The organism is Stenotrophomonas nitritireducens (assembly GCF_001700965.1).
In the GTDB taxonomy this organism is placed as follows: domain Bacteria; phylum Pseudomonadota; class Gammaproteobacteria; order Xanthomonadales; family Xanthomonadaceae; genus Stenotrophomonas; species Stenotrophomonas nitritireducens_A.
The window spans coordinates 3823096-3843023 of the sequence record NZ_CP016756.1 but is presented as its reverse complement, the minus strand read 5'-3'; the positions used below and the strand labels follow the sequence as shown (position 1 = coordinate 3843023).

Annotated in this window: 14 protein-coding genes and 1 pseudogene; 10 read left to right on the top strand and 5 right to left on the bottom strand. The window is 64.6% G+C overall.

Going from position 1 to position 19928, the window contains the following annotated elements:
- Positions 1-71: 71 nt before the first annotated feature.
- The 9 genes from BCV67_RS16360 to rnfB all read left to right on the top strand — a co-directional run bounded on the left by BCV67_RS16360 (position 72) and on the right by rnfB (position 13219).
- The gene (locus BCV67_RS16360; RefSeq protein ID WP_062168305.1) at positions 72-1967 is read left to right on the top strand and encodes a DUF885 domain-containing protein; all 1896 of its coding nucleotides are present in this window, start codon (positions 72-74) and stop codon (positions 1965-1967) included.
- 21 nt (positions 1968-1988) lie between these two features.
- A complete protein-coding gene (locus BCV67_RS16355; protein ID WP_062168307.1) occupies positions 1989-3074 on the top strand; it encodes a serine hydrolase domain-containing protein in 1086 nt (361 codons plus the stop codon).
- Positions 3071-3469 carry an SMU1112c/YaeR family gloxylase I-like metalloprotein gene (gene gloA2, locus BCV67_RS16350; RefSeq protein WP_062168309.1) on the top strand — a complete coding sequence of 133 codons (399 nt, stop codon included), beginning with the start codon at positions 3071-3073 and terminating at the stop codon, positions 3467-3469. Before BCV67_RS16355 ends, gloA2 begins: the two co-directional genes overlap by 4 nt.
- A gap of 714 nt (positions 3470-4183) precedes the next feature.
- The gene (locus BCV67_RS16340; protein ID WP_062168313.1) at positions 4184-5077 is read left to right on the top strand and encodes an ABC transporter ATP-binding protein; all 894 of its coding nucleotides are present in this window, start codon (positions 4184-4186) and stop codon (positions 5075-5077) included.
- An 11-nt stretch (positions 5078-5088) separates the two neighbouring features.
- Positions 5089-8667 (top strand): ABC transporter permease/M1 family aminopeptidase, encoded by a 3579-nt coding sequence (locus tag BCV67_RS16335; protein WP_062168315.1) that lies wholly within the window; start codon positions 5089-5091, stop codon positions 8665-8667.
- Between the two features lie 487 nt (positions 8668-9154).
- Complete coding sequence (locus BCV67_RS16330) at positions 9155-9601, top strand: DUF2147 domain-containing protein (protein WP_057627123.1); 447 nt, start codon at positions 9155-9157, stop codon at positions 9599-9601.
- A 282-nt stretch (positions 9602-9883) separates the two neighbouring features.
- Entirely contained in the window at positions 9884-11962 is a 2079-nt protein-coding gene (gene metG / locus BCV67_RS16325; RefSeq protein WP_062171636.1) for a methionine--tRNA ligase, read from the top strand.
- Positions 11963-12096: 134 nt separating this feature from the next.
- The gene (locus BCV67_RS16320) at positions 12097-12687 is read left to right on the top strand and encodes an HAD family hydrolase (RefSeq protein WP_062168317.1); all 591 of its coding nucleotides are present in this window, start codon (positions 12097-12099) and stop codon (positions 12685-12687) included.
- Positions 12688-12742: 55 nt separating this feature from the next.
- Positions 12743-13219: an Rnf electron transport complex subunit RnfB gene (rnfB, locus tag BCV67_RS16315; RefSeq protein WP_082746572.1), complete on the top strand. Its 477-nt coding sequence runs from the start codon at positions 12743-12745 to the stop codon at positions 13217-13219.
- A gap of 361 nt (positions 13220-13580) precedes the next feature.
- Here the strand turns inward: rnfB and BCV67_RS16310 are convergent, their stop codons facing one another.
- The 3 genes and pseudogenes from BCV67_RS16310 to BCV67_RS19750 all read right to left on the bottom strand — a co-directional run.
- Complete coding sequence (locus tag BCV67_RS16310) at positions 13581-14105, bottom strand: hypothetical protein (protein WP_062168319.1); 525 nt, start codon at positions 14103-14105, stop codon at positions 13581-13583.
- A gap of 105 nt (positions 14106-14210) precedes the next feature.
- Positions 14211-14558: a RidA family protein gene (locus BCV67_RS19755; protein ID WP_082746720.1), complete on the bottom strand. Its 348-nt coding sequence runs from the start codon at positions 14556-14558 to the stop codon at positions 14211-14213.
- Between the two features lie 63 nt (positions 14559-14621).
- A pseudogene (locus BCV67_RS19750) lies at positions 14622-15245 on the bottom strand (DUF998 domain-containing protein); the annotation flags it as partial.
- A gap of 163 nt (positions 15246-15408) precedes the next feature.
- On the opposite strand from BCV67_RS19750, the gene mprF reads away from it, so the two are divergent.
- The gene (mprF, locus tag BCV67_RS16300) at positions 15409-17961 is read left to right on the top strand and encodes a bifunctional lysylphosphatidylglycerol flippase/synthetase MprF (RefSeq protein WP_062168322.1); all 2553 of its coding nucleotides are present in this window, start codon (positions 15409-15411) and stop codon (positions 17959-17961) included.
- 298 nt (positions 17962-18259) lie between these two features.
- Here the strand turns inward: mprF and BCV67_RS16295 are convergent, their stop codons facing one another.
- Entirely contained in the window at positions 18260-19612 is a 1353-nt protein-coding gene (locus tag BCV67_RS16295; protein WP_062168324.1) for a virulence factor family protein, read from the bottom strand.
- Between the two features lie 70 nt (positions 19613-19682).
- Positions 19683-19880, bottom strand: coding sequence for an oxidoreductase-like domain-containing protein (locus BCV67_RS16290; protein WP_062168326.1), 198 nt, complete (start codon positions 19878-19880; stop codon positions 19683-19685).
- Positions 19881-19928 lie beyond the last annotated feature (48 nt).

Here is a 19928-nt window from a genome sequence, read left to right as displayed (position 1 = left end):
TCCGTGCCACGGCTGGTCGTCACCGCCGATATCGGGCAAGCTCCCGGGTCGATGTATTTGTGGAACACCTGATGTCTTCCAGCCCGTTGCGCCTGCTTGCGCTCGCCATTGCCTCGATCATGACGCTGTCCGTTGCAGCGCCTGCCGAGGCCGCCAAGAAGAAAACCCAGCGCCAGTCCACCGCGCAGAGCCGTGCCGCCAAGCCGCGCAGCACGCCGCGCGCCGCGCCACGCCGGCCCGCGCCGGCACCGCTGCCGATCAAGCAGGACAACGCCGCCAAGCTCAACCGCATCTATGACGAGTACTGGGATGCCTCGATGCGGCTGAACCCGCTGCAGGCCACCTTCCAGGGCGACCCGCGCTACAACGACCAGCTGCCCAACTTCCTGTCGGCGGCTTCGCGCCAGCAATCACATGACTTCATGGTCGAGTGGCTGGGCAAGGTCGAAGCCGTCGGCCCCGCCGGCCTGCAGGGCCAGGACCTGCTCAGCTACGAGATCTTCGTGCGCGATGCGCATGTCTCGCTGGCCGGCGAGCAGTACCCGACCTGGATGCTGCCGATCAACCAGTACTACAACCTGTCCAGCATCATCGCCGTGCTTGGCTCAGGTGCCGGCGCGCAGCCATTCCGCACCATCAAGGACTATGAAAACTGGTCCAAGCGCTCGTTGGGCATTCCACCGCTGTTCGAGCAGGCCATCGCCAACATGCGCGAGGGCAAGGCCGCTGGCGTGGTGCAGCCGCGGGCACTGATGGAAAAAGTGCTGCCGCAGCTTGATGCGGTGATCAAACCCAGCGCTGAGGAAAGCCTGTTCTGGGGCCCGATCCGCAACCTGCCAGCGGATTTTTCCGCCGAGGACAAGGCCAGGCTCACTGCCGAGTACAAGCGCATGATCGAGAACCGGATCATGCCGGCCTACCGCTCGCTGCGCGGTTTCATCGCCACCGAATACATGGCCGCCGCACGCAGCACCGACGGCATGGCCGCACTGCCCAATGGCCGCGCCTGGTACGCCCACAATGTTGCCAGCACTACCTCGCCGGCACGCTCGCCGGCCGAGATCCATGCCCTGGGCGAGCAGGAGGTCAAGGACCTGCAGGCCCGCATCGATGCGGTGATGAAGCAGGCCAGGATCCGTGGTTCGCAGCAGAAAGCCTTCAACGCGATGCGCAACGACCGCCAGTTCGTGTTCCGTGACGCCAATGCGCTGCTGGCCAGTTACGCCGATGCCGGGCGGCGGGTGAATGCAGCGGTGCCGGCATTGTTCAACGAGCAGCCCAAGGCCCGCCTTGAGATCAAGCCGGTGGAAGGCGAGCGCGCCGCCACCTCCAGCGCCGCCAGCTACCAGCCAGGCAGCGCCGATGGCCAGCAGCCGGGCGTGCTGTACGTCAACACCGGCGACCTGCCCTCGCGCAAACGCTGGGCAGTGACCATGCAGTACCTGCATGAAGCCATTCCCGGCCACCATTACCAGTTGGGCGCGCAGCAGGAATTGACCGCGCTGCCGCGCTTCCGCCGCCTTGGCGGCGATGTCGCCTACGTCGAAGGCTGGGGACTGTACGCCGAATCGCTGGGCCAGGAACTGGGCCTGTACAGCGACCCGTACGACCAGCTCGGCTACCTGCAGACCACCTTGCTGCGCACCGTGCGGCTGGTCGCCGACACCGGCCTCAATGCCGCCGGCTGGAGCCGCCAGCAGGCCATCGATTACATGGTCAAGAACGCCGACATCCCGGCCGCCGACGCCGCTTCGGAAGTGGAACGCTTCATGGCCTTGCCGGGCCAGGCCTTGGCCTACCGCGTCGGCGAGATCAAGATCCGGCTGCTGCGCGAAAAGGCCAAGGCCGAACTCGGCGAGCGTTTCGATCCGCGCGAGTTCCATCATGAAGTGCTCAAGGATGGTTCCATGCCACTGGACATCCTGGAAGCCAAGATCGACCGTTGGATCGCCAGCAAGAAAGCCTGATCACCCCGCCAAGGAGCCACCATGCGTCGCTGGAAACCCCGACTTGCCCTGCTGTGCCTGTTCGCGTGCTCCAGCCTGGTGTACTCCAGCCTGACTGTCGCGGTGCCACTGGCACCGCCCGATCCCGGCATCGATGCACTGATGCAGCGTTATGACGGCCAGGTGCCTGGCGCCTCGGTATTGGTGTTGAAGGACGGCCAGCCCGCGTTCCGCCGCAGCTATGGGTTGGCGGTGCTGGAAGACGGCACCGCCGTCACCCCGGCCAGCAATTTCCGCCTGGCTTCGGTCAGCAAGCAGTTCACCGCCGCAGCCATCCTGCTGCTCGCCGAGGACGGAAAGCTGGGCATCGACGATCCGCTGAAGAAATGGCTGCCCACCCTGCCGGCCGTGGCGGACACCATGACGCTGCGCCAGCTGCTCAGCCACAGCAGCGGCCTGATCGATTACGAAGACCTGATGGACCCGGCCGACAGCCGCCAGGTGCATGACGATGACGTGCTGCGGCTGCTCGAGAAAGAGAACCGCACCTATTTCACGCCGGGCAACGGCTACCGCTACAGCAATGGCGGTTATGCCTTGCTCGCGCTGATCGTCGGCAAGGCATCGGGCACCGACTTTGCCAGCTTCCTGCGCCAACGCATCTTCCTGCCGCTGGGCATGAGCAACACCTACGCCCATCAGGATGGCGTGGATGAGGTGCCCAACCGCGTATACGGCTACAGCCAGGTTGACGGCCGCTGGCAGCGCACCGACCAAAGCACCACCAGCGCGGTGCTGGGTGATGGCGGCATCTATTCCTCGATTGATGATCTGGCCAAGTGGGACGCGGCGCTGTACGACGAGCGCCTGTTGAAAGCCCGCTCGCTGCAGCTTGCCTTCAGCCCGGCCAACCGCACCCCTGAACCCGATGTGCCGTTCTATGGCTTTGGCTGGCGCATCAACGGCGATGCGCTCTGGCATAGCGGTGAGAGCATCGGCTTCCGCAATGTCATCGTGCGCTACCCAAAGCAGAAGTTGACCGTGATCGTGCTGAGCAACCGCAACGAACCCGAGCCTTATGCGCTGGCCATCGATATCGCCCGCCGCTGGCTGGATGCGGCGCGATGAACCTGCTCGGCGGCATCCACCATGTGGCAGTGATTGCATCGGACTATGCGCGTTCGCGCGATTTCTATGTGCGCATTCTTGGACTTGAGGTGATTGCCGAGAACCACCGCACTGCGCGTGATTCGTGGAAGCTGGACCTGCGCCTGGCCGATGGCAGCCAGCTCGAATTGTTTTCCTTTCCCGATCCACCGGCGCGCCCCAGCCGGCCGGAAGCCTGCGGCCTGCGCCATCTGGCCTTCCGGGTCGCACAGCTGGACGAGGTGGTCGCGCACTTGCAGCGCGAAGGCGTGGACTGCGAGCCGATCCGCGTGGACGAATTCACCGGCCGCCGCTTCACCTTCTTCGCCGATCCGGACGATCTGCCGCTGGAACTCTACGAAACGCCTGCACCGTAACCGTAGTGCCGAGCCATGCTCGGCAGAAGCATCCCCAGCAACACATCAGCGCCAACTGGCCGTAAGAGCGACGCAAGCCGCGAAGCCAACGACGCAAAGCCAACCCCTCCCCACCCCTCCCCTTTGCTGCGCAAAAGGGAGGGGGCAAAGGCCATTGCCTTGCCTTGCTCTTGTAGGAGCGGCGTCAGCCGCGAAGCTCCCGCACCTGCAGATTGCGCCAAGCCCTCTTGCCCAACATCGCCGGCTTCGCGGCTGACGCCGCTCCCACAATTGCGCCGACCGGGCACGTTCCGGCACTACCTTCGTCCCTGGACAACGCCTGCACCGTAGTGCCGAGCCATGCTCGGCAGAGGCATTCCCAGCAAAACATCAGCGAGTAACAGAGCAAGCCGCGCAACCCCACATCCAACAGCGCAAAGCCAACCCCTCCCAAACCCTCCCCTTTGCTGCGCAAAAGGGAGGGGGCAAAGGCCATCGCCGTGCCTTGCTCTTGTAGGAGCGGCGTCAGCCGCGAAGCTCCCGCACCAGCAGATTGCACCACCCCCTTTTGCCCAACATCGCCAGCTTCGCGGCTGACGCCGCTCCCACAACTGCGCCCAGCGGTCACGTTCCGGCGCTATCGCAGCCCCTGTACCCAGTGACTTCCGGCGCATTGCCGAAAGCCCGGCCGAAGCACACTGTTGCGGTCATTCATCCAGGGAGAGGTCCGGTCCAATGCTGCAGATCCGAGGTTTGTCGAAAACCTACGCCAATGGCGTCCATGCACTGAAAAACGTCGATCTCGACATTCCGCGGGGCATGTTCGGCCTGCTCGGCCCCAATGGCGCCGGCAAATCCTCCCTGATGCGTACCCTGGCCACCCTGCAGGAGGCCGATGCGGGCAGCGCCATCCTGACCACCGCCGATGGCGCCAGCATCGACATCCTCCGCGACAAGGACGCGCTGCGCCGCAAGCTCGGCTACCTGCCGCAGGATTTCGGCGTCTACCCCAAGGTCAGCGCGCTGGACCTGCTCGATCATTTCGCCGTGCTCAAGGGCCTGACCGCGCGCAAGCAGCGCAAGGAAGTGGTGGAGGCCCTGCTGCAGCAGGTCAACCTGTGGGACGCGCGCAAGCGCAAGCTCGGTACCTATTCCGGCGGCATGCGCCAGCGTTTCGGTATTGCCCAAGCCCTGCTCGGCAACCCGCAGCTGGTAATCGTCGATGAGCCCACCGCGGGCCTTGACCCTGAGGAGCGCAACCGCTTCCTCAATCTGCTGGCTGAGATCGGCGAGAACGTGGCGGTGATCCTGTCCACCCACATCGTCGAGGACGTCACCGACCTGTGCCCGACCATGGCCATCATGAACAAGGGACAGGTGCTGCTGACCGGGCGCCCGGCCGACGCGATCAATGCGTTACAGGCTCAGGTGTGGCGCAAGCAGGTGGCCAAGGCCGCGCTGCCGGACTACGAAAGCCGCTTCACCGTGTTGTCGACGCGCCTGGTCGGCGGTCATCCGGTGATCCATGTGTTTGCCGAAAGCTGCCCGGAGGCGGGCTTCGAGCCGGTCGCGCCCGGGCTCGAGGACGTCTACTTCCAGCGCCTGCGCCTGCAGGCGCAGGCCGCCTGACGGAGACGACCATGACCCTCGCCTTCCTGCGCTTCGAGCTGCGTGAGCAGCTGCGTTCCCCTTTGCTATGGCTGCTTGCGGTGCTGTTCGCGCTGATCGCGTTCGGCGCCGGTGCCAGCGACGCCATCCAGATCGGTGGCGGCATCGGCAATGTGCATCGCAATGCACCGTCGGTGATCACCACCCTCATGACCTCCTTCACCCTGCTCGGGCTATTGGTGGTCACTCTGTTCGTCAGCAACGCATTGCTGCGCGATTTCGAGCTGGGCACCGCCGAGCTGGTGTTCTCCAGCCCGATCAAACGCCGCGATTACCTGCTCGGCCGCCTCGGTGCCGCGCTGCTGGCCAGCCTGTTGATGTGCGTGATCATCGCCGTGGGCTTGTTCACCGCCCAGTTCATGCCATGGATAGATGCCGCCCGGCTCGGACCGGTAACGCTGAAGCCGTATCTGTGGGCGTTCGCGTTCATGGTGGTGCCGAATGTATTGTTCACCACCGCCTTGCTGTCGCTGCTGGCGGTGACCACCCGCAACATCCTGTGGGTCTACATCGGCGTGATCGTGTTCTTCGTACTGTATGGCGTCAGCCGTGTCCTGTTGGCCGATGTCGACAATATGCGGATCTCCTCGCTGCTCGATCCGCTCGGCATGCGTGCGATGAGCCAGGCCATGCGCTACTGGTCAGCCGAAGAACGCAACACCGGCCTGCCCGCCTTCACCGGCTATCTGCTGGAAAACCGGCTGCTATGGCTGGCGGTGACCGCTGCGCTGTTCGCTGCGACCTTCGCCTTGTTCCGTACCGAACGTAGCGGCACCGGCCGCAAGCGCGGCAAGAAGGCCGTCAGCGTTGCCACCACCGATGGCAAGCGCAGCAATGTGGTTGCGCCCAAGGTCACGCCGGTTTTCAACGCCGCAACCGGTTGGCGGCAGCTGCTGCGCCAGGTGGGTTTCGACGCGCTCGGCGTGTTCCGCAGTGCGCCATTCCTGGTGTTGCTGGTGCTGGGCATGGCCAACTTCATCCCCACTGCCCTGCACCGCCGCACCATGTACGGCACGCCCAGCTGGCCGGTGACCTCGCAGATGTTGGAAGCACTGCAGGGCAGTTTCAGTTTCCTGCTGATCATCATCGTGCTGTTCTACGCCGGCGAACTGGTCTGGCGTGAGCGCGGCGCGCGCATCGCCGGCATCAGCGATGCCATGCCGGTGCCGAACTGGGTGCCGCTGCTGGGCAAGTTCCTCACCCTGGTTGCGGTGGTATTCGCATTCCAGGCCATCGGTGGGCTGACCGCCATCGCCATCCAGCTCAGCAAGGGGTATACCCATATCGAGCCGCTGCTGTACCTCAAGACATTGGCGCTGGATTCGGTGGTCTACATCCTGATGGGCGGCATGGCGCTGGTGCTGCAGGTATTGAGCAACAACAAGTTCATGGGCTATGCCCTGCTGATCCTGTTGCTGATCGGGCAGTCGGTGCTGGGCATGCTGGACTACACCCAGAACCTGTACAACTTCGGCAGTTGGCCGATTGCACCGTATTCGGACATGAATGGCTACGGCCATTTCCTGAGCGGGCAGTTGGCCTTCCAGGGCTACTGGGCGCTGTTCCTGCTGGCCTTGCTGTTGCTGTGTGCCGCCTTGTGGGTGCGCGGTGTGGATTCGGGCTGGCGGCAGCGCCTGCGTCTGGCCAAACAGCGCCTGCGCGGGCCGTTGGGCGCCGGGCTGGCCGCAGCCACGCTGGCCTTCATTGCCTGCGGCGGTTGGCTGTACTGGAGCACCAATATCCGCAACGAGTTCGTCTCGCCAGACCAAATGCTGGACCGCCAGGCCCGCTATGAGCGCGAATACCGCAAGTACAAGGACCTGCCGCAGCCGCGCATCGTCGCCATCGACAACATGGTCGACCTGCATCCGGAGACGCAGTCGGTACGCATTGATGGCGTCTACCGCGTGCGCAATACGCATTCGTCGGCCATTCCCGACATTCATGTCGCGATGGGCGATGACAGCACGCTGGCCAACATCGAGATGGGCGGCGCCAAGCTGGCCACCCATGACGAGGAACTGGGCTACCGCATCTATCATCTGGATACGCCGATGGCGCCGGGCGAGGAACGTGATATCCGCTTCACCGTGGACATCCATCCCAACGGCATCACCGCCGACCAAGCGCAGAGCCAGATCGTCGACAACGGCAGCTTCTTCAACAGCCGCGTGCTACCGGCCTTCGGCTACGACACCGGTGCCGAGATAAGCGACCGCAACGAACGCCGCAAGCGTGACTTGGGCGAACCGACGCGCATGCCGAAGCTGGAAGATGAGGCCGCACGTGCCAACACCTACATCTCCAACGATGCCGACTGGCTGGATTTCCGCAGCACCATCTGCACCGCACCGGACCAGATCGCACTGGCCCCGGGCTACCTGCAGAAGGAGTTCGAACGCAATGGCCGCCGCTGCTTCAGCTATGCCATGGACCGGCCGATGCTGAATTTCTATGCCTATCTGTCGGCACGCTGGATGGTGAAAAAGGCGACGTACAAGGACATCCCGATCGAGATCTATTACGACGCCAAACATCCTTACAACGTGGATCGGATGATTGAAGGCGTACAGAAGTCCCTGGCCTATTACGAAGCCAACTTCAGCCCGTACCAGCACAAGCAGGTACGCATCATCGAATTCCCCGGCTATCAGTCCTTCGCACAGAGCTTTGCCAACACCATTCCGTACTCGGAGTCGATCGGCTTCATCGCCGACCTGCGCGACAAGGATGATGTCGACTACGTGTTCTATGTGACCGCGCACGAAGTGGCGCACCAGTGGTGGGCGCACCAGGTCATCGGCGCCAATGTGCAGGGCGCGACTGTGCTGTCCGAGTCTCTGTCGCAGTACTCGGCGCTGATGGTGATGGAAAAGGAATACGGACGCGGCCATATGCGTCAGTTCCTGAAGGACGAGCTGGACAACTACCTGTCGGGTCGCGGTGGCGAAGACGTCGAAGAGCTGCCGCTGTATCGGGTGGAGAACCAGCAATACATCCATTACCGCAAGGGTTCGGTGGTGTTCTACCGCCTGCGCGAGGAAATGGGCGACGAAGCCCTGAACCGTGCACTTTCCCGCTTCATCCAGGCCAAGGCCTTCCAGCAGCCGCCCTACACCACCTCGGCCGAGCTGCTGCAGTTCATCCGTGCCGAAGCCAAGCCCGAGCAGCAGGCCCTGATCACCGACCTGTTCGAGAAGATCAGCTTCTATGACAACCGCGTGGTCGAGGCCAATGCGAAGAAGCGCGCAGATGGCCGCTACGACGTGACCTTGCAGATGCATGCGGACAAGCGCTACGCAGACGGCGTTGGCAAGGAAACGCCGGGCACGCTGGATGACTGGATCGAAGTAGGCGTGTTCGCCAAGGGCGCCTCCGGCAAGGAGCGCGATGAGAAGGTGCTGTACCTGCAGCGCCACCACATCACCGCTGCCGCCCCCAGCATCACCGTCACCGTCGACCAGAAGCCCGACGAAGCTGGCTTCGACCCGTACAACAAACTGATCGATCGGGTATCGGCCGACAACCGCAAGCGGGTGACGTTGCAGTAATAAGCAGAGCAAGGCAGCGCGCGGTATGTGCCCCGCTTTCGCTCAAAGCCCCTCTTCCGCCTGCGGGAGAGGGGTTGGGGTGAGGGCAGCTTCTGGAGCATTGCCGGGAAAGCCCCTGCCGAGCATGGCTCGGCACTACAAAACCCCGCTTCTGCTCAAAGCCTCTCTCCCGCCTGCGGGAGAGGGGTTGAGGTGAGGGCAGCTTCTGGGGCCTTACCGGCAAAGCCCCTGCCAAGCATGGCTCGGCACTGCAGCCCCCGCTCTTGCTCAAAGCCCCTCTCCCGTTCACGGGAGAGGGGTTGGGGTGAGGGCTGCTTCTGGGGCATTACCGGTAAAGCCCCTGCCGAGCATGGCTCGGCACTACACCCGCTCTCCCGTTCACCGAAAATCTGCTGCACTGCGGATTCCGTACGGGACCGAATGCGGTTACATTCGCCCCGTAACAGCGCCGTCGGCGGCTGATCAAACCCACCCTGGGAGGGGAAACATGCGCACCACTTTCAAGACCCTGTTGCTGGCCCTGCCGCTGCTGGCCGCCGGCTTCTCCGCCAGCGCCAGCGACAGCGCTGCCGGCCGCTGGCGCACCATCGATGACGAAACCGGCCGGGTGAAGTCCATCGTCGAGATCAGCCAGGCCGCCAACGGCACCCTCAGTGGCAAGGTCCTGCAGGTGCTGCAGTCCGAGCACGGCCCGCACCCGCTCTGCAACAAGTGTGAAGGGGCCAACAAGGGCAAGCCGATCGAGGGCATGACCATTCTCTGGAACGTACGTCCGGACGGCGCCAACAAGTGGGCCAACGGCACCATCCTGGATCCGGCCAAGGGCAAGACCTACAGCTCCAAGGTGGCGCTGGTGGACAACGGCCGCAAACTGGACGTGTCCGGCTGCATCGCCTTCATCTGCCGCACCCAGACCTGGCTGCGCGACCAGTAAGCCGGCTTGATGCTCTGCTCAAAGCCCCTCTCCCGTTCACGGGAGAGGGGGTGGGGTGAGGGCAGCTTCTAGCTAAACAAAGTCAAAAGCTCCCCCTCATCCGCCCCTTCGGGGCACCTTCTCCCGTAAACGGGAGAAGGGAGGAGCTCTGGCGCTGCTGTTTCCCCTGGCAAGCTCCAGCCAAAGCCAAAGCCAAACCCAATGCCCCAGCCCCGGCCTCCCCGGGGCTGTCGCTTTTCAGCCATGCGATAATCCGGCGTTCCCCCGCTGCAAATGATGGCCATGACCCGCAACGCCCTAGTCACCAACGCCCTGCCCTACGCCAACGGCCCGCTGCATCTCGGCCACCTGGTGGGTTACATCCAAGCTGACATCTGGGTGCGTGCGCGGCGAATGATGGGCGAAAAGGTCTGGTACGTCTGCGCCGATGACACCCACGGCACGCCGATCATGTTGGCCGCCGAGAAGGCCGGGGTTACCCCCGAAACCTTCATCGCCAACATCCAGGCCAGCCACGAACGTGATTTCGCGGCCTTCGGCGTGGATTTCGACCACTATGACTCGACCAACTCGGCCGCCAACCGCGAGCTGACCGAAGCCCTGTACGCCAAGCTCGACGCTGCCGGCCATATCGGCCGTCGCTCGGTGGCGCAGTTCTACGATCCGGCCAAGGGCATGTTCCTGCCTGACCGCTACATCAAAGGCACCTGCCCCAACTGCAAGTCGCCCGACCAGTACGGCGACAACTGCGAGGTCTGCGGTGCCACCTATGGCCCTACCGACCTGATCGATCCCAAATCGGTGGTTTCCGGTGCCACCCCGGAAATGCGCGACTCGGAGCATTACTTCTTCGAAGTCGGCCGCTTCCAGGATTTCCTGCGCGAATGGCTGGCTGGCGATGTGGCCCTGCCCGGCGTCAAGGCCAAACTGGCCGAATGGCTGGACGCCGAAGGCGGCCTGCGCGCGTGGGACATCTCGCGTGATGCGCCCTACTTCGGTTTCGAGATCCCGGGTGCGCCGGGCAAGTATTTCTACGTGTGGCTGGACGCGCCGATCGGCTACCTGTCCAGCTTCAAGAACCTGTGCGCCAAGACCGGTGACGACTTCGACGCCGTGCTGGCCGCCGACAGCAGCACCGAGCTGCACCATTTCATCGGCAAGGACATCGTCAATTTCCACGGCCTGTTCTGGCCGGCGGTGCTGAAGGGCAGCGGCCTGCGCACCCCGACCAAGCTGCACGTCAACGGCTACCTGACCGTGGACGGCGCCAAGATGAGCAAGTCGCGCGGCACCTTCATCATGGCCCGCACCTACCTGGATGCCGGCCTGGCACCGGAAGCGCTGCGCTATTACTTCGCTGCCAAGTCCTCCGGCGGTGTCGACGACCTCGACCTCAACCTGAGCGACTTCACCGCCCGCGTGAATGCCGATCTGGTAGGCAAGTTCGTCAATCTGGCCAGCCGCTGCGCCGGCTTCATCGCCAAGCGCTTCGACGGCAAGCTCGCCGACGTGCTGCCGGACCCGGCCCAGTACGACCGTTTCGTCGCCGCACTGGCCGCCGTGCGCGAGGCCTATGAGCGCAACGATGCAGCCGCCGCCATCCGCCTGACCATGGCGCTGGCCGACGAAGCCAACAAGTACATCGACGACACCAAGCCCTGGGTCATCGCCAAGCAAGAGGGTGCCGACGCCGAACTGCAGGCAGTCTGCACGCAGGGCCTGAACCTGTTCCGCGTGCTGGTCACCGCACTGAAGCCGGTGTTGCCGGCCACCGCGCTGCAGGCCGAGAGCTTCCTCAATGCCCCGGTGCAGGGCTGGGACGACATCACCAAGCCGCTTACCGCCCACACCATCGCCGCCTATGTGGCGCTGTTCACCCGTATCGACCCGAAGATGATTGACGCAATGACCGACGCCTCCAAGGACACCCTCTCCGCCCAGCCCGCCACCGACGCCAAGCCGGCCAAGGCTGAAAAGCCCGCCAAGGTCGAAGCGAAGACCGAGGCCAAGGCAGAAGGTGAAGCTTCCGCCTACATCGGCATCGATGATTTCGCCAAGCTCGACCTGCGCATCGGCAAGGTGCTGGAGTGTGGTTTCGTTGAAGGCTCGGACAAGCTGCTGCGCTTCCTGCTGGACGCCGGCGACCTGGGCCAGCGGCAGATCTTCTCCGGCATCCGCGCCAGCTATGCCGAGCCGGAAGCGCTGGTTGGTCGCAAGGTGGTGTTCATCGCCAACCTGGCCCCGCGCAAGATGCGCTTCGGCCTGAGCGAAGGCATGATCCTGTCGGCCGGCTTCGACGGCGGCGCGCTGGCACTGCTGGACGCCGACGCGGCGGCATTGCCCGGCATGCCGGTTCGCTGATGCGCGCAGGCGGGAATCGGGGGTTGCTGCAACCTTTGATTCCCGATGGCCCGCAACGCAGGGATCGGCACCGCGCCACATACCTTGCACCACGTTACCGGTGCGAACCAAAACGCCAATCCTGCCTTGAGCCCATGCATCTAGCCCTGTTCGACTTCGACCACACCATCACCGTCTGTGACACCTACAGCCGGTTCCTGCGTCGTGTGGCCACGCCGGAGCAGCGCGCGCAGGCGTGGTGGCGGGTGGGGCCGTGGTTGCTGGCCTACCGGCTGAAACTGATCTCGGCCGAGCGCATCCGGCGCCGCGTCACCTCGCAGGTATTCACCGGCCGCCATGCCGGTGAAATCAGCCAGATGGCGCGCGACTATGCGCGCGAGCACCTGCCTGAAATGGTGCGCCCGGAAATGCTGGAGCAGATCCTGTGGCACAAGGCGCAGGGCCATACTGTCGCCGTGGTTTCAGCATCGATCGATCTGTATCTGCAGCAATGGTGTGACACGCTTGGCCTGCAGGTGATCTGCAACCGGCTCGAGGTGCAGGACAATCGCCTGACCGGCCGCTACGCCGAAGGCGACTGCGGCCCCCGCAAGGTGGCCTTGATCCGCAAGCATTTTGATCTGGGCACCTACCCGCGCATTCACGCCTATGGCGACAGCAGCGAAGACAAACCCATGCTGGCACTGGCGCATGAACGCTGGTATCGCGGCAAATGCCTGACCTGAGCCCCTTTCCCTCCGGGACAGGGATTGGGGTGAGGGCGAACGGCAGGACTCTCCAATGATTACCCAACCCTCAACCGACGCTGCGCACCACCGTCTTGCGGACGGCGAAGGCACCGTTGCGCTGGTCGAACGCCTGGACCGGGTGCTGCCGCAGACCCAGTGCGGGCAGTGCGGCTATGACGGCTGCCGCCCGTATGCCGAGGCGATGGCGGCCGGTAGCGCGGGCATTGATCACTGCCCGCCCGGTGGCGACGCCGGCGCACGTGCGCTGGCGCACATCCTGGGTGTTCCCGCCCTGCCCTACGACCGCAGTCGTGGCGAGCACAAGCCGGCGCAGGTTGCCTTCATCATCGAAGCGGACTGCATCGGCTGCACCAAGTGCATCCAGGCCTGCCCGGTTGACGCCATCGTCGGCGGCGCCAAATACATGCACACCGTCCTGGCCGACCTGTGCACCGGCTGCGAACTATGCATCCCGCCGTGCCCGGTGGATTGCATCGAGCTGGTAGCAAGCCAGCAGCCGCTCGTGTAGGAGCGGCGTAAGCCGCGAAGCTGACAAAAATTCAGCTGAAGTAGATACCAATCGCAGGCATGCATCTGCCGCTGCCTTGGCTGCCCAGGACCATGTTGAACACTGCAATCCAATCGCTATCGGCTTCGCGGCTTATGCCGCCCCTACAAAGTTGCGGAAGCCGACTCCGTCAGTGAGTGAATGTAGGAGCGGCGTAAGCCGCGAAGCTGGTGAAAATCCAGCTGACACAGATACCAATCGCAGCCAAACTTCCCAGCATTGGCTGCCTCATATCATGTTGAACACTGCAATCCAGTTGTAGTCGGCTTCGCGGCTTACGCCGCTCCTACAAAACAGCAGAGCGGTAAAGCAGCACGCCTGCTCAGTATTCGTCGTCTTCCGCCTTTGGCGGTAATGGTGGCACCGTGTACTGGCGGCCATGCGCGTGGCAATCTGCCATCAGAGCTTCCGCATCCGCGCGCACTATTGCCCGCGTGCCCAGTGGGTAGCGATCATCCTCGACCAGATCCGTACGCAGGTCGGTGACCGGTGAGAACGAGGCCGATACCGCATACCGTTCCTCCGACGTGGCCAGCGCATCACCGCCCCACCAACGGATCAACCACTGTGCGTTGTCCCAGAGCAGAACCGTCTCCAGCTGGCCACTCCCCAACTGGTACCCCACCGCACAGAATCGATTGGGCACGCTGCGATCGCCATGGCGCCGCACGGTGTTGCGCAGTTCCGCTTCGATCAGCTTGAACTGCGGGTAGTCCAGCGGCTCGATGCGCTGCAACGGCGCCTGCTTGTAGATCAGTTTGGTCAACGCGGCTTGCGCCGGTGCCGCCGCATGCAGCGCGCCGCTGGCTGCCACGGCTGCGAACAACAGGTAACGCATCATTTCCATCCCTGCCTCCCTGCAAAGAACCCAACCAGATCAAACGGCTGCCTGCCCCGGACACCGTAGCCTCCAGGACAGGCAAGCAATCGCTACCGCTATCGCAGCAGCTGCTTACGGCACCGCGGCGGTGATCACGATTTCGATCTTCCACGCCGGGTTGGCCAGCTTGGCCTGCACGGTGGCGCGCGCCGGCGTTGCACCCTGCGGCACCCACTTGTCCCAGGCTTCGTTCATGCCCGGGAAATCGGCCATGTCGGCAAGAAAGATCTCCGCACGCAGGATGTTGTTCTTGTCGGTCGGCGCCAGCCGCAGCAGATCGTCGATGGCCTGCAATACCTGCTCGGTCTGGCCAACGATATCGGCGCTGGTATCTTCCGGCACCTGCCCGGCCAGATAGGCCACGCCATGGTGGATGGTCATTTCCGACATGCGCGGGCCGGTATCGAAGCGTTGGATCATGACTGACTCCCTGTGGTGAATGTACCCATCATTGTGACCGCAAGTGGAAGTTTCAGGCGTTTCTTTGCGTGAACGCCGCCATGACGCCAGCGCAACCATCAGCAGCCAGGCGACTACCGTGACGATCACCAGCTTCTGGCCGAGCCCGCGTGGACTGTCGCGCCACAGCACGTGCAACCACAGCCCGGCAAACGCAAGCCACGCCCACCACCAGGCCAGACGATGCAGCCGCTGCCATGCCCGATCATGGCCGAAGCACCAGGCCTGCAGCAGCATTGCCACGGTCACACTCAGGAAGGCAGTCTGCGCTGCGAGCCCGTGCAGCAAGGGCGCCAGCAGCGGCGCATGTTGCGGCAGCCAGCTGTCACCGATCGCCACCGCAGCCAATCCCACCCCCGCCACCACGAACAGCACGGCCGGCAAGCCGCGCCGCGCGCGCCCGCGTGCCTGCCGGTACAACATCACCCCGAGTGCGGCGATCGCCGCTGCCAGCAGGCAATAGGCCACGCGCAGCAGCACGCCGTAAGGGCCATGCAGATACAGACTGAGGGTGGCCCGTGCCCAGTCCAGGTCATCGCGGGCAAACTGAAGCGCGATGGCGCTCAGCAAGAACCCAAACAAGGCCAGCACCACCGCCAATGCCGCTGCCGGCCGTGGCAACACCGCCCGTTGCGAACTTTCGCCCATGCCCACTCCCCGTGCTCCGAGCTGCCAAGTCTAGTGCGCCAACTGCCGCCGCGCCGACTGAAGGCGATGGAAACGCGGCAGCACCGACATGCAGCGTTCGCCCCGCGCTACCGCTAGTCTTATACGTCCGCGCTGCCCCAGCGCCCAGCGTCCCCAAACCTGCATGACCGCGCCTTCCACGCCTTCGCAACCAACCGCACCGGGGTGGAAGCGCATTGCTGCCATCCTGGTCACCCTGGGCATCATGGCAATGGCGCTGCATGCCCTGGCCGGGGAGTTCAGCGACCATGGCTATCACCAGATCCGCGCGGCGGTGCGCGGGCTGTCATGGTCGCAGCTTGGCTTGGCCACCCTGCTGGGCATGGCCAGCTACGTCTGCCTGATCGGCTTTGACGCCATCGGCCTGCGCCGCGCCAAACACCCCTTGCCGGCTGCCCGCGTAGGCATCACTGCCTTCCTCGCCCACGCCGCCGGGCAGACGCTGGGGTTTGCGGCATTGACCGGCGGCGCCATCCGCGTGCGCAGCTATGGCCGCGCCGGGCTCAGCCTGGCCGAGATCGGCCAGGTGGTACTGATGAGCACGCTGGGTTTCGTGTTCGGTGCGTGGCTGTTGCTGGGCGTTGCCTTGCTGCTGGAACCGGGCGCAGCCGCGTTGGCACTGCCGATCCCGGCAATGGCGGTGCATGGGCTGGGCATTGCCATGCTGATTGGCTTCGCCGCGATGCTGCTGCTGGTCGGGCGCCATGGCCGCAGCATCGGCTGCGACCAACACCGCATGTGGATCCCGGACCGACGCACGGTACTGGAAGTCACCGCTTTAAGCGTGGTCGAGTTGTGCCTGGCATCGGCGGCGTTCTATGTGCTGCTGCCGGCGCAGGGCGATGTCGGTTTTATCGGCTTCGTTGGCCTGTATCTGGTGGCGGTGGTGGCCGGACTGGTCTCCACCGTGCCGGCCGGGCTGGGTGTGTTCGAGTGGAGCCTGCTCAAGCTGCTGCCGCATGTCGCGCCGGCCGCCCTGCTTGCTGCCGCCGTGGCCTACCGGGTCACCTATTACCTGCTGCCCCTGTTTCTGTCGGCGTTGCTGGCGGCACTGGCCAGCGTGCGCCGGCCGCTGCGCACTGGCGCCGGCACCGCCTGGACGGTGCTGCGGCCCTGGCTGCCGCAGCTGATAGCGCTGGCGGTATTTGCCGCCGGCGCGCTGCTGCTGATCGATGGCACCTTGCCGGTACCGCATCATCGGGTGCTGCCAGCGCCGCTGCCGATCGTGGAAACCTCGCATCTGCTGGGCAGCCTCGGTGGCGTGCTGCTGTTGTTGATCGGCCAGGGCCTGCAGCGGCGCAGCCATGCGGCGTGGATGCTGGCGTTCGCGCTGTGCGTCGCACTGCCGCTGCCGGCCTGGTTGCGCGGTGGCCATGTCACCGTGGCGCTGACCCTGCCACTGGTGGCAATTGCGCTGTGGGCGGCGCGGCGCGAGTTCTACCGCGAGGGCGCGCTGCTGGATGAAGCCTGGTCCTGGCCATGGCTGCGCAATGTGGCGCTGGTACTGGTGGCCACGGTGTGGTTGTTGTTCTTCGTCTACAGCCACGTCGAATACCAGCACGAGTTGTGGTGGCAGTTCGCCACCTCCGGCAACGCCCCGCGTGCATTGCGTGCCTTGCTGCTGGTCTGCATCGCCGTGGTCATCTTCGGCCTGGCGCGGCTGTTGCACAGCACCCGCAGCCCGCTGCCGTTGCCCGACGACGCCACCCTGGAACAACTGCGGCCGATCCTGGCGCAGGCCGAGGACACCCAGGCCTGCGTGGCGCTGACCGGCGACAAGGCCATCCTGCGCAGCGAAGCCGGCGATGGCTTCGTGATGCTGCAGCGCTATGGCGGCTCATTGGTGGCGATGGGCGACCCGGTCGGGCCAGCGCCGGTTGCCACCGCGCTGATCTGGAAATTCCGCGAAGAAGCCGACCGCCTCGGCCTGCGCCCGGTGTTCTACCAGACCAGCGGCAGGTACTGGCAGAACTACCTGGATCTGGGCCTGACCCTGGTGAAACTGGGGGAGGAAGCGATGGTGCCGCTCACCGATTTCAGCCTTGCCGGCAGCGATCGCGCCGACCTGCGCCAGGCATGGAACAAGGGCAAACGCGCGGGCTTGAGCTTCAGGCTGGCAGCGGCCAGCGAGGTACCCGCCTTGCTGGGCGAATTGGCAGAGATCTCCGATGCCTGGCTGGATGAAAAAGCCGGCGAAGAGAAAGGCTTCTCGCTCGGCAGCTTTGAGCCCGCCTACCTGAGCCGCTTCCCGGTGGCGCTGGTGGAGGCCGAAGGACGCATCGTCGCCTTCGCCAACATCTGGCAAGCGCCGGCCGGGAAAGAACTCTCCGTCGACCTGATGCGGCACCGACCGGATGCGCCCAAGGGCACGATGGATTTCCTGTTCATCGAGCTGTTCCTGTGGGGTGCGGCCAATGGCTATGCCCGTTTCTCGCTGGGCATGGCACCGCTGACCGGCCTGGCCGAGCACCGCCTGGCCGGCCGCTGGAACCGCTTCGCCAACCTGGTCGCGCGGCATGGCGAGCGCTTCTACGGCTTCAGCGGCTTGCGCCGTTTCAAATCAAAGTTCGCGCCGGAATGGCGGCCGCGCTATCTGGCCGCGCCTGGAGGTGTGCATCTGCCGGCCGCGCTGCTGGATGTGACCCGGCTGATTTCGCTGGATCCGAGCAGAAAGTAAGCGTTTGCATTTGTAGGAGCGGCATCAGCCGCGAAGCCGGTGAACTGAAACGATGTCGGCTTCGCGGCTGACGCCGCTCCCACACGCATGCCGACGCTGCAGGAGCGCGCTGCTGGATGTGACCCGGCTGATTTCGCTGGATCCGAGCAGAAAGTAGCCGTTTGCATTTGTAGGAGCGGCGTAAGCCGCGAAGCCGGTGAACTGAAACGATGTCGGCTTCGCGGCTTACGCCGCTCCTACAGGTGTCGTTTTGGATTGCCCGCTTCGCGGCTTACGCCGCTCCTACAGCGGCCAGGCATCACCGGCCCTGCACGTGCTGCAGGATCACTTTGGCCAGGCCGGCGTAGTCGCCTTCAAAATGATGGTCGCCAGGGAGCTTGACCAGCTGCGCGCTGCCGGCCGGCAGCTTCGGGCACAGCGCGTCGTCGTCCTCTTCGCCATAGATGCACAAGGTGCGGTCAGCGGCCAGCTTGCGCATTTCCGGGGCGATCGGCAGGCCGTCATCGCCGCCGCTGGAAATCCAGTTACTTACGTGAAACTCGTAATCCGCACGTTCGCCCACCGACATCAGCGCAGTCATGCTCAGCATCTGCGCGCTGGCCGGCGGCAGCTTGTTGATGGCCGCAGGCAATACGTCGGCGCCCTGCGAGAAACCGACCAGCAGCAATTTCGGCCGCTGCCAATGATTGGCGTAGTAGCGCGCGATGCGATCCAGATCAGTGGCAAACCCGGCCGGCGTGCGCTCGCTCCAGAAGTAGCGCAGCGAATCCACGCCCACCACCGGAATACCGGCCTGCGCCAAGGCCCCGGCCACCTCTTTGTCCAGCCCCGCCCAGCCACCATCGCCAGACACGAACACCGCGAAGGTGTCGCCCTTTCCGCTGGCCGGCACTTCCACCAGCGGCAAGCCATCCAGGTCCTGCGGCACCGCGGGCAGGCTGACGCCGCGTTGCGCGCCCAGCACCCGCGCTGCGGCGAGCTCGCCGGGCAAGGCGCTGCCCACACGCGTACGCGCGAACTGGCGCGCCCACGGCACCGCGCTGATGAAGGCTGCCACCGCCGACGCCGGGCACGCCTGCACCCTGCCGGCAACGGCGTTCAGCCACGGGAAGCGCAGCGGTTGCGGCTGCAGGCTGCGGCCCTTGATGGCATCACCGCAGGTCATCGTCGCGTTGTCCAACTGCGGGCAGAAATCCTCGGTCAGCAAGCCGGCAAACACGTCGGCATCCGCCTGGGTGGCCACCGCATAGGCCAAGGCCGCGCCGGCGCCACCACCGCCGAGAATCGGCAGCCGGTAGGTCGGCACACGGTAGTAGGCCTGCACATAGCGCGAGAAGTTCTCCACGTCGCCGGCAGAAAAGCCGCAACTGCCGCCTTCCTTGGCCAGTACCTGGTACAGATGGCGGGTGTCGATATCGACCACCATGGCACCGTCATCGCGCAGCGCCTGTAACCGCGCCTGATGCTGCGCCGCCGGCGCGTGGCCATCGCCAAACCACAGCACTACCCGCTGTGCAGGCGTGCTGGGCAACAACACCGGTACATGTTCAAACCGGCCATGACTGACCTGTTCGGCCGCCAATGCCGCCACCACGGGTGCCACCAGCAGGCCCAGCGCCAGCACACTTCTTCCCCAGATCACACGCGCCATCCATCGGTCCCGGTTTCGATCCGGCCTAGCCTACGCCTGCTGTTGGCAGAAAGATGTCGAAACCATTGGCTCAGGCCTGTGCTTCGGGATGCCGCACTTTCCACTCGGCCAGGCGCTGCCGGTAGGCGGCCAGTTCGTCGGCATAGAGGTCCATCACGCAGATGGGGCAGCCACTTTCGCAGCATTCGTTCGGGCCCGGTGCTTCGGGAGGTTGCGGGCGCGGATCGGGATCCGGGCCGGTGACGGCGGGTACGGGCAGTTCGTTCATCACAGCGGCCGGTGCGGCCCTATCAACGGTGGGACGGACGCTAGTTTA